We start from the raw sequence: 13,132 nt of genomic DNA, 5'->3' as shown, positions 1-13,132 counted from the left end.
TGCCGCGGATGAGACGGACCGGGACCGATGATCAGCGCCTTCGACCTGTTCAAGATCGGGATCGGCCCGTCGAGCTCGCATACGGTGGGGCCGATGGTGGCGGCCCTCGATTTCCGCGAGCGGACGCGGCGGCGTCCCGGCCTCGCCCGCATCCGCGCCGAGATCTTCGGCTCCCTCGCCTGGACCGGGCGCGGGCACGGGACCGATGTCGCCATCCTCCTCGGCCTCCTCGGCCATAGCCCCGCCGGGATCGACCCCGACCGGGTCGACGAATACGTGGCCGAAGCGAAGCGGACGGGCCGGCTCGGCCTCGGCGGGCCGGCCTTCGCCCTCGAGAGCGATCTCGTCTTCAATTTCACCGAGGTGCTGCCGGTCCACACCAACGGCATGCGCTTTCGCGCCCTCGACGGTCAGGGCACGGTCCTCGACACGGTCACCTGCTACTCCATCGGCGGCGGCTTCGTCGTCGGTGAGGAGGAGGTCCGCGAGGGCGAGGCGGTGACCTTTCCGCTCCCCTATGCCAGCGCCGCCGATCTGCTGGCGACGTGCCTGCGCACCGGTTTCTCCATCGCCCAGGTCCAGCGCGCCAACGAGGGCGCGAGCCGCAGCCGCGAGGCCATCGACGAGGGGCTGGATTCCATCCGCGACGCGATGTTTTCCTGTATCGACCGGGGGCTGCGCCAGACCGGGGAACTGCCCGGCGGCCTCAAGGTGCGGCGGCGGGCGAAGAAGCTGTTCGAGGACCTGGAGGCGAACCGCCACCTCAACGCCCGGCCGGCCCACGAGATCATGGACTGGATCAGCCTGTTCGCCCTCGCGGTGAACGAGGAGAACGCCGCGGGCGGCCGGGTGGTGACCGCGCCCACCAACGGCGCCGCCGGGATCGTCCCCGCCGTGTTGCGCTACGCCCGCGACTTCTGCCCCGGCTGGTCGGACGAGCGCGGCCGCGAGTTCCTGCTGGTCGCGGCCGCCATCGGCGGCCTCATCAAGAGCCGCGCCTCGATCTCCGGCGCCGAGGTCGGCTGCCAGGGGGAGGTCGGCTCGGCCGCCGCCATGGCGGCGGCGGGCCTCGCGGCGCTGCTCGGCGGCTCGACCCTGCAGATCGAGAACGCCGCCGAGATCGCCATGGAGCATCATCTCGGCATGACCTGCGACCCGATCGGCGGCCTCGTCCAGATCCCCTGCATCGAGCGCAATGCCTTCGGCGCCAATAAGGCGGTGGTCGCCGCCTCCCTGGCCCTGCGCGGCGACGGCATCCATCGGGTCAGCCTCGACGAGGTCATCGAGACCATGCGCCAGACCGGCCACGACATGCAGGCGAAGTACAAGGAGACCTCGCTCGGCGGCCTCGCGGTGAACGTGGCGGCGTGCTGAGCCGCCGATCCCGTCTCAGCCGTCACGGCCGGTTCTGCAGATGATCCAGACGGTGACGAGCGGACCCCATGGCCGTCCGTACACTCTGCGAACCCTCAGCTGCTGGGGCTAGCTGGCGAGACGCTGCGCCTGACGCTTGGCTGCATCGAAGGCCTGAAGATCGAGGGCAAGATTGATGACGTGAGCGCTCTTCAGGCGTGTCGGCTCGATCGCGCTTCCGATACCGTGCTGCAGGTAGACTTCTTCCACCTCTGGCGTTCGCATCGCGCCACCCATGGTCCAATTAGGGAAGGAGCGGCCCTGAACATTGCGCGCATCCATGATGGTTGCAGTGGCGTGGCGCGGGTCGCGTGCAATACGCGTATAGGTGGCACTCACCTGGGCTTGCTCACCCTCGAGAATCTGAATGAACCACGTCTTGTCGAAGATGAGGAAGCCGGTGATCCCGTCTCTGCTATTATTGCGCTGAGAAGTGGCAACGATGTCCCGCAAATTCGCAAGCATTGCGCGGTCGTTACCCTGCACGACGTTACGGCTGTAATAGACGAGCTGGTGAACCATCGCAGATTGTCACTTCTGTTGAAAAGCGGAGTGTAAGAGAATGATCGTCTCTTACGCTCATGCATCTCACCAACGCAGCACGAACCCTATCGTCCTTGATCCCATTGTCTTGTTTGACAGCTCAGTTAATCAAATCTCAAGACGCAACGATAAGCAGCTGTTGGACTCCTCCTCACGGCTCTGGCGAGCGACAGCCGGAGGTTTTTACGCGATGTGCCGGATGCCGGAGATGAGCCGTCGGTCGTCCTTCCACCACGGTCCCGGCTGAGCCTTCGGCATGAACGGCGCGATGACCGCTCACCGTCCAGCCGAGCGCCCGATCACAGGATCGCCGCCGTCAGCGGCGTCCCCGGTCCTTGCCCTCCGCCGCCCGGCGCAGGGCTTCGGCAAATGCGCCGTCCGGGGCCGGGCCGCGTGGCGCCGGATTTGGCGCGGGCCTCTGTTGGGGCCGTGAGGAGGAGCGCTCCTCCGGTCGCCCCGGTCGCGCCGCGCCCGCTTCCTCCGAGCGCATGCTGAGCGCGATGCGCTTGCGGTTGGCATCCACCTCGACGACGCGGACCTGCACCATGTCGCCGGGCTTCACCACCTCGCGGGGGTCCTTCACGAACCGGTCGGCCAGGACCGAGATGTGAACGAGACCGTCCTGGTGGACGCCGATATCGACGAAGGCGCCGAAGGCGGCGACGTTGGTCACGACACCTTCGAGGCGCATGCCGGGCCGGAGATCGGTGATCTTCTCGACACCCTCCTGGAAGGTCGCGGTCTTGAAGGCCGGGCGCGGGTCGCGGCCGGGCTTTTCCAGCTCCGCCAGGATGTCGGTGACCGTGGGCAGGCCGAAGGTCTCGTCGGTGAAGCGCTTCGGGTCGAGGCTCTTCAGGACGGGGCCGTTGCCGATGACGGCCTGGATGGGCTGCCCGGCGGCGGCGAGGATGCGGCGCACCACCGGATAGGCCTCCGGATGCACGCCCGACGCGTCGAGGGGATCGTCGCCGTCGCGGATGCGCAGGAAGCCGGCGGCGAGCTCGTAGGCCTTGGGGCCGAGGCCGGCGACCTTCTTGAGGCCGGCGCGGGTGCGGAACGGGCCTTTCTCGTCCCGCGTCGTCACGATGTTGGCCGCCACCCGCTCGGACAGGCCGGAGACGCGGGCGAGCAGGGGCGCGGAGGCGATGTTCACGTCGACGCCAACGCCGTTCACGCAATCCTCCACGACGGCATCGAGGGCCTTGGACAGCTGACCCTCGCCGAGATCGTGCTGGTACTGCCCGACGCCGATGGCCTTCGGCTCGATCTTCACCAGTTCGGCGAGCGGGTCCTGAAGGCGCCGGGCGATGGAGACCGCCCCGCGCAGGGTCACGTCGAGGCCCGGCAATTCGGCGCTGGCATAGGCGGAGGCCGAGTAGACCGAGGCGCCGGCCTCCGACACCATCACCTTGGTGAGTTTCAGCTCCGGCTGCTTGGCGATGAGTTCGGCGGCCAGCTTGTCGGTCTCCCGCGAGGCGGTACCGTTGCCGATGGCGACGAGCTCGACCTTATGGGCGCGGCAGAGCTTGGCCAGGGCGACGAGGGCGCCGTTCCAGTCGCGGCGCGGCTCGTGCGGGTAGATCACGTCGGTGGCCGCGACCTTGCCGGTGGCATCGACCACCGCGACCTTCACCCCGGTGCGGAAGCCCGGATCGAGGCCGAGGGTCGGCCGGGCCCCCGCGGGGGCGGCGAGCAGCAGGTCGCGCAGGTTGCCGGCAAAGACGCCGACCGCGCCGGTCTCGGCCACCTGGCGCAGGCGTCCGCGCAGGTCGGTGTCGAGGGCGGGTTTCAGCTTGGTGCGCCAGGTCCGGCGCACGGTCTCCATCAGGAAGCGGTCCCCCGGCCGGCCGTGATCGCCGATGCGGAAGGCGCGGGCGATGCGCAGCTCCTGCCAGGAGGGCACGCCCTTCTCGGCCCCATCGCCGGGGGCATCGGTGATGTCGAGGTCGAGGATCTCCTCCTTCTCGCCCCGGTACAGAGCGAGGATGCGGTGCGAGGGCAGGCGCGTGAGCGGTTCGGAGAAGTCGAAATAGTCGGCGAACTTCTCGCCCGCCGCCTCCTTGCCCTTCTTGACGGTGGAGGTCATCCGGCCGCGCTGCCAGACCGTGTCGCGCAGGTGTCCCACCAGTTCTGGGTCTTCGCCGAACCGCTCGATCAGGATGGTGCGCGCACCCTCGAGCGCGGCCTCGACATCGGCGACGCCCTTGCCCGCATCGACGAAGGCGGCGGCGGCCTGTTCCGGCGCGCGCTCGGGATGGGCGAGCAGCGCCTCGGCGAGGGGGCCGAGCCCGGCCTCGCGGGCGGCCTGCGCCTTGGTGCGCCGCTTCACCTTGAACGGCAGGTAGAGGTCTTCGAGCCGCGCCTTGGTGTCGGCGGCGAGGATGCGGGCCTTGAGGGCCGGGTCGAGCTTGCCCTGGCCGTCGATGCTCTCGAGGATGGCGGCGCGGCGCGCCTCCAGGTCGCGCAGATAGGCGAGGCGCTCTTCCAGGTCGCGCAGCTGGGCATCGTCGAGGCCGCCGGTGACCTCCTTGCGGTAGCGCGCGATGAACGGCACCGTCGATCCGCCATCGAGGAGCTCGACGGCCGCCGCGACCTGCCGCTCGGCGACCTTGAGCTCCGCCGCGATGGTTGCAGTGATGGCGGCCATGGAATCCTCGCGCGCGTGAAGGGGCCGCGGTGTCTACAGGCCGGGCCGGAGAGCGGTCAAACCGCGTCCGGCCGCCCTGCGCAGGCTCCCGGGCCGATGTGTTCGTGACAAAGCCCCCCCTGTCGATACCGATTGTCGCCACAGAGGCCGCGGATCACGCTTCCACGCGATGGACAAGGGGGTCGTCGCAGCGGAGACTTGTCGAAACAACAAACGGGTCAGGGAGAGAATCGCATGAGGCTCAGGCTTGCTCTGGCCGCGTTCGTCGTCGCCTTTTCAGGCGCGGCCTCGGCGGAACCCCCGACCTTCCAGGTCGATCCGGCCTGGCCCAAACCCCTGCCGAACAACTGGATCATGGGCCAGGCCTCCGGCGTCGCCGTGGATGCCGAGGACCGGGTCTGGGTGCTGCAGCGGCCCCGCTCGCTGACCGACGACGAGAAAGCGGCGAGCCTCACGCCGCCGCGCACCAAATGCTGCCACCCCGCCCCTCCCGTGCTGGTCTTCGACCAGGCAGGCACCCTGGTTCGCTCCTGGGGCGGTCCGGGCGCGGGCTATGACTGGCCGCAGAACGAGCACGGCATCCATATCGACCACAAGGGCTTCGTCTGGCTCGCCGGCAACGGCGAGCAGGATGGGCTGATCCTGAAATTCACGCCGGAGGGCCAATTCGTCCTGCAGATCGGCAAGCAGGGCCCGCAGACCAACAGCCTCGACACCACCCGCCTCGGCCGCCCCGCCGCCATGCAGGTGGACCCGGAGACCAACGAGCTCTTCGTCGCCGACGGCTACTTCAACCACCGGGTCATCGTGTTCGACGCCGAGACCGGGGCGTTCAAGCGGCTATGGGGCGCCTACGGCAAGCCGCCCACCGACGAGACCCTGCCGGCCTACGACCCGGCCGCCGCGCCGGCCCAGCAATTCCGCAACCCGGTCCATTGCATCCAGATCGCCCGCGACGGGCTGGTCTATGTCTGCGACCGGGCCAACGACCGGGTCCAGGTGTTCCGCCGCGACGGCAGCTTCGTGAAGGAATTCTTCGTGGAAAAGACCACCCGCGCCAACGGCTCCGTCTGGGAACTGGCGCTCTGGCCCGATCCCGACCAGACCTACCTCCTCAACGCGGACGGCGCCAACAACGAGGTCCGCACCCTGAAGCGCGACACCGGCGAAGTGCTCGGCGCCTTCGGCCGCAACGGCCGCATGGCCGGCGACTTCCACTGGGTCCACAACCTCGCCATCGACAGCCGGGGCAACGTCTTCACCACGGAGGTGGATACGGGCAAGCGCGCGCAGAAGTTCTTGTTTCGGGGGGAGATGGTGGTGCGCAAGCGGGTGGGGCCGTAGATCGACCGAGGACCGGGATACAGGTCCCATCGGGCCACCCTCCGGGTATCCGCTTCCGACAATTAAAAGAATATAATCATATAATCGCTCGATCCCCGCTCGCATGAGTTACGATGCTCACACATCGCGCGGGCAGCACGGGTCCCCTCTCCTGGAAGGAGACGGACAGGGTGAGGTGTGTGACCTCTTCGGAGATGGACCACACCTCACCCCAGCCCTCTCCTTCCAGGAGAGGGAGCCCGGCGCGCCTCGTGTCGATGCCTTCGGCTAGAGAAAACAGCCGTCGAGGAGATGTGTGAATCCGGTAGCTCCCATAAGGGAGACCGGCTCGACGGAACTCTCTCGGCGCGTCGGGCCGGAGACCGTCCCCTCACCGGGCGTCGATGAGGTTGAAGCTCGTGAGGCAGGCGTGCTTGACGAGGGAGGCACGCGGGATGATCGTGGCCGGGGTGGTGCCGAACGGGGCGCCGTCCTCGGCATCCTCCGGATCCTTGTATTCGCCCTCGACGTACTTTGTCTCGCAGTCGTTGTACTTGTTGCAGGTGGCGAGCTTGGTGCAGATGACCTTGCTGTTCTGCTGGTAGATATAATATGTCGCCCCGGAATAGGGCGGGCGCCCGAAGACCTCGGTCCTGATCGTGATGGGAGCGGCCGTATGGATGCCGGCGGCCTGTGCCTGGAACGCGACCGCAGACAGGCCGATCGCCGCGAGGATGCTGGTTTTCATGGGATTGACCTTTCGGTTCGCAGTCCGGTTTCGGATGATGTCGGATCGGGACAGCGGCGCCGTCCACGACCGCATCGGCCGCACGAAACCCGGTCCGTTCCGACGACGGATGGGTTTCTGCTTTTCCGTTCCAAGGCCGGCACCTCGATACTATGGTGAGCGATGCGAATACTGGAACACTCAGACGTAGTGACCGGGTATCCAGCGGGTGCGCATCGGGTTCCAATGGCCCTGAATGTAGGGTCCAGGCTGATCGGACGCGTGGCATGACGCCATCCAGACCGGGCCATGACTGCAGAGCTGACCGTAACGTCCGACCCATGCCGCCTTGGTGATCAAATCACTCACTGAACGGGTATCGTTCACACTATTGATCGCATTGGTGGCCGGCATTTCCGCTGCATCAGCTGCGGTGATCATTGCGGCCACGATGATGGCGGCGCTCATAAACATCTTCATGATATTGTTCCTTGTCGTCTTTGACTTGGGAATACCGGCTCCGTTGCCGGTAAGAGGGGGATATGCCTCCCAAAAACGACAGTCAACGCGATAGTTAGACCAAATGGTCAAAAACGACGCCTATCACGCTTTGTTGATTGTACTAGTCAAGTAGAGGCAAGCTTAAATAGATAATACAAAATTCCCGTCGAACCGCCTCCCCCCGGCCGCATCGGGTCGCCGGCCCCAAGCCTATGTCCGCAAACGCATTCTTTCATCGAACGGGTTTCCCCGTCGTCGGAATGCGCTCGAGTCCCTGCGCATGAAGAGGAGCGGCCGAGAACGAGTCGCTGGCGTCAAAACCGTCCCGCCCCCCTCAGCCGCACGGCCATCGGCTCCGCCGGGTGGAGATGCGTGTGGGCCACGCCGTCGATCCGAGCCCGGCGACGTCCACGAGGTCCGCACCCTCGCGGTGGACGATAAGCGCACCGTGTCCACCCCGGAGATGACCGGCGGCCGGGCAGGCGCAAAAATTCGTGTTCCGGGGGAGATGGGGGCGCCGAGGCGGGTGGGGCCGAACGATTAAGGAAGGGGTCGAGGCCTCGGCCCCGCCCCCTTGGACCCGACGACCAACGCAAGCGCGCGTCCTCGCGACGCGGCGGATCATGCCGACGGATGAGACGGCGCCGATGGTCCGTCAGGCATTGGCGCCGCCATCGACGGTGATCCCGGTCCCCGTGATCTGCCGCGCGGCCGGGCTGGCGAGAAACGCGACCGCCGCCGCGACGTCCTTCGACGTTCCGTAATGCCCGAGCGCGGTGAGCGCGCGCTGGCCATCCGCCTGATCGCCGGTCGCCGGGTTCATGTCCGTGTCCGTTGGTCCCGGCTGTACGAGGTTCACGGTGATCCCGCGCGGACCGAGTTCCCGGGCCAATCCTCGCGTGAACGCGAGCAGAGCGGATTTCGACATCGCGTAGACCGTCACCCCCGGCATGGGGACGCGCTCGGCGAGACAGGAGCCGATGGTGATGACCCGGCCGCCCTGCCCGAGATGCGGAACGGCGGCCTGCGACGCGAGGATGACGGAGCGGATGTTCACCCCGAGGATCGCGTCGATATCCGTCAGGCTCATCTCCTCGACAGGCCCATAGCGGACGATGCCGGCATTGTTGACGAGGATGTCGAGGCCACCCAGCCCTGCGGCGGCCTCGTCGACCGAGCGCTTCACGGCCGCCGCATCGGCGCTGTCGGCCTGGATCGCGAGCCCGCGCCGGCCTTTTGCTTCGATGGCCCGAACCACCTCGGCCGCGCGGTCGGCCGATCGCTCATAGGTGAGCGCCACATCCGCCCCCTTGTCGGCAAGCGCCAAAGCGATGGCGGCACCGATCCCGCGCGAGCCACCGGTGACGAGGGCGCGCCGGCCCATCAACTCAGTCATGATGTCCTCTTTCTATAACGATCGACACATAAATGGCTAGATGCGTTGTCGGGACGGGTCAAGCCATTTATAGATCGATCGATGCAGAAATCGGAACGGACATCGAGAGCCGCCGGGACGGGACCGGGCCGTGGTCGCGGTCGACCCCGCGCGTTCGATCGTGACGCCGCCCTGACGCAGGCGACCCGCTTGTTCTGGCTCAAAGGCTACGCCGCGACGTCGATGGCCGACCTGACCCAGGCGATGGGGATCGGCTCGCCCAGCCTGTATGCCGCGTTCGGCTCGAAGGAGGCGCTCTTTACGGAGGCCCTGCGCCACTACAACGACAGATACGAGGCCCTGGTCTGGGACGGGTTCCGATCGGCCGGGACCGCCCGCGACGCCATCCTGTCCCTCCTGCTGGATTCGGCTGCCGCCTTGACGGGATCCCTCGCCGACAATCCCCTCGGTTGCATGGTGACTCTGTCGGCGGTCGGCAGTGAGGGCCGTCCGGAACTCGGCGAACTCGTCCGCTCGGCCCGTGCCGTCACGCTGGAGCGCTTGAAGGCGCGGCTCGCTGCAGCCGTGTCGGCAGGGGAACTCCCGGCCTTGGCGGATACCCATGCCCTTGCCCGTTTCGTGCAGACGATCCAGAGCGGCATGTCGATCCTGGCCCGCGACGGGGCGAGCCGCGCCGAACTGGAGGCCGTGGCCGAGCTCGCGATGCTGAGATGGGACGATCGCGAGGGAAGCGCATCGGGCTAAGCAGGCTCGCATTGGCAAGCCAACGCTTCGCCTTGCTTAGGCCTTTGAAGTGTCGCAGGTTTTAGGACGCAGAACCGGTGACCACTTCTGCGAAACCTGCTTGGGGCTGGTAGAGCCCTGACGGGACGGGTTAGACCGCCGGTCCAGGCTTCAGAACCGCCCCGCCACCGTCAGCCGCACGGCCATCGGCTCCACCGGATGCAGATGCGTGTCCGCCACGCCGCCGGCGGGTTCTCCCCGCAGGCGAGACTCGTAGAAGTAATCGATCTGGCTCGCCTTGACGTTGAGCAGGTTGAGGATGTCGAGCTGCACCGTGACGCCGTTGTCGAAATTGTAGCCGATGCGGCCGTTCACCAGGGTGGTGGGCTTCGAGCGGACGGAATTGTCCTCGATCAACGGGCGCGGCCCGAAATAGCGAAGCCGTAGCGTACCGAACCAGCCGAGGGACTCGCCCAGCGTGAAGCCGGCGGCCGCGATGGCGGTGGGGGCGGCGGGAATGCGGCTCCCCGCCGGGTCGCGGTCGGCAAAGCGCGCATGGGTCACGGTGAGGTCGGCATCGAGCGCGAGCCAGGGCGTCACCGCGTAGTGGTTGGTCCACTCGATGCCGGTGCGCCGGCTCGGGCGGCTCGGCTCGGTGGTGCCGGCATCGCCCACGAACAGGTTCTCGGAGTCGAAATCGAGCTGGAACAGGGTCACGGTCGATTCGAGGCCGGCGATGGAGCGGTTGCGGAAGCCCACTTCCGAGCCCACCGAGCGCACCAGCAGCGGCACCCGGTCGAGGGGGAACAGAGGGTTGCCCGGATCGACCGTGATGGTCGCGCCCCGCGCATCGTTGGAGTGGAAACCCTCGCCGTAATTCACGAACAGCTCGGTCTCGGCCCAGGGCCCGAACACCGCGCCGAGCTTGGGGCTGACGATGCCGTCCCGCGCGTGGCCCGAATTCAGCGGATTGTTCGATCTCACGGTGGCGTCGTAGGCGTCGGCGCGCAGGCCAACGCTGGTGCGCAGCCAATCGGTCCAGCGCAGGCGGTTCTCGACGTAGAGGGCGGCGCTGCCCTCCTGCACGCGGTCGTCGCGCACGGTGGAGAGCGAAGAGCGCGCCCGCGTGTTGAACAGGCCGACATGGATGTCGTCGAACCGGGTCTGCACGCCGATCTCGTTCTCCATGGAGAGACCGAAGACCTCGCCCTTGAACACCCGGGCGATCTCGCCGCCGGCGACGGTGCGGCTGTCGAGCTGGCGGAACTGGTCGCCGTTGACCGGATCGTTGAGAAAGTAAGTGAAGTTGTTGAAGAGGTTGAGGTTCGAGCGGATGACATAGGCGCTGGCGCGGGTGACGCCGCCGTCGTCCGACCGGCTCCAGCGGCCCGACAGGGAGAAGCGGCTCGCATCGCCGCCATCGCTGGGGTCGAGGGTGCCGAAGCGGCCAATCAGGCCCTCGGAGATGGCCCGCTGGGGGATCTGGTTCGTCGCCGTCCAGCGGTTGGAATAGGCCATGCCGGTGACGGAGAACCCGTCGAGGGCGTTCCCCTGGCTGTAGCGCAGCACGCCGTTGAGCTTTCGGATGGCGTCCGGCACCACCCAGGGGCCGTCATAGACCTGAGCCTCGCCGGCGGCGAGGAGAGTCCCGTCCCCGAGGGGCGCGGAGGCGATGGTGAGCGCCCGCTTGTAGCCGAAGCTGCCGAGGGAGGTGAGCGCGAGAGGGCGCGGCACCGCGTCGATCGTATCGATCCGCACCGAGCCGGCGGAGGCGAAATCGCCGTCGCGGGCGAAGTACGGGCCCTTGTGGAACTCCACAGCGCCGACGAGTTCGGGAATGAGGAAGTTGATGTCGGCATAGCCCTGGCCGTGGCCGTGGGTGCGCATGTTGGCGGGCATGCCGTCGATGGTGATGGCGATGTCGCTGCCGTGATCGAGGTTGAAGCCGCGCAGGAAGTACTGGTTGGCTTTTCCCTCACCGGAATGCTGCGTGACGATGAGGCCGGGCACGGCTTCCAGCACCTCGCCGGGGCGGGTGACCGGGCGGTCGTTGAGGACCTTGCCGGTGATGACGCCGGAACTCGACGTCAGCGCGGGAGCGGACAGGGCGCCGAACGCCTCGGCCCCGCCGGCTCCGCCCGTGGCCCCGCCGAAACCGGGACCGGCGGCAGGAGGCGGCCGCATGTCGGCGGCCACGGAGAGTTCGTCGAGGGTCGCCTCGGCGGTGGTCGCCGCGCCGGCCTGGGCGAGGACCGGTGAGGCGGAGGTCAGCAGCGCGAGGACGAGAAAGGGAGGGAGAGCGCGTGGAGGATGGGCGGACACGGCGGGAACCTCGGGCGACGGCAGTGGCACGTCACCGCGAACGAAGCCGATGCGTTCGCGACATGCGAACGCCCCGACACCCCACCAGGACACCCCGCCCGATGCGTTTCGCGTGTGACCACGACTGACGGCAGGTCTCCTGGCTCGCGGGTCGCCGCCCTCTCATCGTCTTCCCAGGTGGATCACCCAGTGACGTGTTGATGAAGGACTCGCCGCTTACAGTTGCGGGGGCAGCCGCGGCATCGGACGCAAGATCCTCACCGCGTTCCCTTTTGATCCTCCGAAGAGGAACCGTCGCGGCCACGCTAGGTCGGGGCTGACGGGACGGTCAATGGCGAGATTCTCCCGCACCGACCATCGCCGCCGCCCTGTCGCATCGCGGCAACGTCGGGCTTTACTCCGGCAGCGCGTCGAGGCTCCTCGGCTCCTCGATGCGGCGGCCGTTCTTCTCGGCCCGGAAGCGCTTGCCCATCTCGTAGGCCGATTTGCGCATGCGCATGATGCCGCCCAGGGGCCGGTGCGCGGCGAGCCCGTGCCAGGGGCTGAAGGACAGACCGTCATCGACGAAAGCCGCGCGGGCCTCGCTCCAGCTCGCCTGCGGCGCGGCGGTGAGGGTGGCGATGGTGCGGTAGGGGCTCGCTGCCTCCGGCCAGACCACGGAGGCGTCCTCCACCGGCATGTCGTCGAGGTTCAGGCAGAGCTGCGCCCGCAACTCCCAGGTGCCGCCATGGAGGCGGAAATGCTCCAGCACCGCCTCGCGGATCGCGTTGGGGGCGCTGGTGTCGTCCAGCGGCTTGTCGGTGAGCGCCGTCAGGTCCGGCGAGACCGGGACGAGGGCGATCTTGGCGATGTGATCGCCGAAGCGCAGCGGAACCTGGCTGTAGAAGCTGTCGCCGAGGATATGCGTCTCCGGCTGTCCGCCCAGCGTCGCCAGGGTCGGGCTCGGCGAACCGGTGGTCGCCACGACCGCGCTCTGCACGCCGCGCAACGCCGCCGAGGCCACCTTCTTCAGCCCCTCGGCCCGGTCCGTGGTCTTGGCGAGGAGCTTCAGGGTCGCGAGGAACTGCTTCGGTCCGGGTGCGGAAAAGGCCGGGCCGTTGACGAGCACGAAATCCTGGGTGGCATCCCCCTCCGACCCTTCGAGACGTTCGCCCTCGACGCCGACGATCTTGATCGCCACGCCGCGCGGGGTGGAGACGCTGTCGTCGAGGATATCGCCGGGGATGGTCGAGAAGCGCATCACCACCGGATAATGCCCCGGCTTCGCGAACAGGCCCTGCGCCAGCTCGGGGGACAGGCCGGGCGCCACCTCCAACTCGGCCCTCAGCGCGCCATGCGCCTTGGCGTGGACGCTGCGGATGGCATGGCCGCCATCGGCGAGGGTCGTCTCGCTGATGGAGCGCATGGTCTCGTTCAGGGACCGGCTGGTCTCGGCCTCATCGGCGTCAGGGGTCTCGACGGCAGGCGTGTAGCGCAGATAGGGGGTGTTGATCGCCAAGGGTGCTGCTCCGGGGGATGGCGGACGCCGCACCCCAAG

Annotated in this window: 10 protein-coding genes and 1 riboswitch; of the genes, 3 read left to right on the top strand and 7 right to left on the bottom strand. The window is 67.7% G+C overall.

Annotated elements, in window-relative coordinates:
* Positions 1-27 precede the first annotated feature (27 nt).
* Positions 28-1,374 carry an L-serine ammonia-lyase gene (locus FPV16_RS04980; RefSeq protein WP_227436620.1) on the top strand — a complete coding sequence of 449 codons (1,347 nt, stop codon included), beginning with the start codon at positions 28-30 and terminating at the stop codon, positions 1,372-1,374.
* Positions 1,375-1,482: 108 nt separating this feature from the next.
* Here the strand turns inward: FPV16_RS04980 and FPV16_RS04975 are convergent, their stop codons facing one another.
* Positions 1,483-1,935 (bottom strand): BLUF domain-containing protein, encoded by a 453-nt coding sequence (locus tag FPV16_RS04975; protein ID WP_227436618.1) that lies wholly within the window; start codon positions 1,933-1,935, stop codon positions 1,483-1,485.
* Between the two features lie 337 nt (positions 1,936-2,272).
* A complete protein-coding gene (locus FPV16_RS04970) occupies positions 2,273-4,603 on the bottom strand; it encodes a Tex family protein (RefSeq protein WP_227436616.1) in 2,331 nt (776 codons plus the stop codon).
* A gap of 234 nt (positions 4,604-4,837) precedes the next feature.
* Here FPV16_RS04970 and FPV16_RS04965 point away from each other — a divergent pair, with 234 nt between their 5' ends.
* Positions 4,838-5,947, top strand: coding sequence for a hypothetical protein (locus FPV16_RS04965; protein WP_227436614.1), 1,110 nt, complete (start codon positions 4,838-4,840; stop codon positions 5,945-5,947).
* A 370-nt stretch (positions 5,948-6,317) separates the two neighbouring features.
* On the opposite strand, the gene FPV16_RS04960 is transcribed toward FPV16_RS04965, so the two are convergent.
* The 3 genes from FPV16_RS04960 to FPV16_RS04950 form a co-directional block, all read right to left on the bottom strand.
* Positions 6,318-6,674, bottom strand: coding sequence for a hypothetical protein (locus tag FPV16_RS04960; protein ID WP_227436612.1), 357 nt, complete (start codon positions 6,672-6,674; stop codon positions 6,318-6,320).
* 180 nt (positions 6,675-6,854) lie between these two features.
* Positions 6,855-7,133: a hypothetical protein gene (locus tag FPV16_RS04955; protein ID WP_227436610.1), complete on the bottom strand. Its 279-nt coding sequence runs from the start codon at positions 7,131-7,133 to the stop codon at positions 6,855-6,857.
* A gap of 676 nt (positions 7,134-7,809) precedes the next feature.
* Positions 7,810-8,550 (bottom strand): SDR family oxidoreductase, encoded by a 741-nt coding sequence (locus FPV16_RS04950; protein WP_227436608.1) that lies wholly within the window; start codon positions 8,548-8,550, stop codon positions 7,810-7,812.
* Positions 8,551-8,631: 81 nt separating this feature from the next.
* Between FPV16_RS04950 and FPV16_RS04945 the strand changes: the two genes are divergently transcribed.
* Positions 8,632-9,294 (top strand): TetR/AcrR family transcriptional regulator, encoded by a 663-nt coding sequence (locus FPV16_RS04945; RefSeq protein WP_227436606.1) that lies wholly within the window; start codon positions 8,632-8,634, stop codon positions 9,292-9,294.
* A 150-nt stretch (positions 9,295-9,444) separates the two neighbouring features.
* On the opposite strand, the gene FPV16_RS04940 is transcribed toward FPV16_RS04945, so the two are convergent.
* Together FPV16_RS04940 and FPV16_RS04935 are read right to left on the bottom strand one after the other, a co-directional pair.
* A complete protein-coding gene (locus tag FPV16_RS04940; protein ID WP_227436605.1) occupies positions 9,445-11,595 on the bottom strand; it encodes a TonB-dependent receptor in 2,151 nt (716 codons plus the stop codon).
* A gap of 111 nt (positions 11,596-11,706) precedes the next feature.
* A riboswitch (cobalamin riboswitch) is annotated at positions 11,707-11,906 on the bottom strand.
* A gap of 83 nt (positions 11,907-11,989) precedes the next feature.
* Positions 11,990-13,093: a catalase family protein gene (locus FPV16_RS04935; protein WP_227436603.1), complete on the bottom strand. Its 1,104-nt coding sequence runs from the start codon at positions 13,091-13,093 to the stop codon at positions 11,990-11,992.
* Positions 13,094-13,132: the final 39 nt, after the last annotated feature.

Source organism: Methylobacterium sp. W2, from assembly GCF_020662345.1.
Taxonomy (GTDB): domain Bacteria; phylum Pseudomonadota; class Alphaproteobacteria; order Rhizobiales; family Beijerinckiaceae; genus Methylobacterium.
The sequence above is the reverse complement of the archived record's forward strand: the minus strand, read 5'-3'. Positions and strand labels throughout refer to the sequence as shown.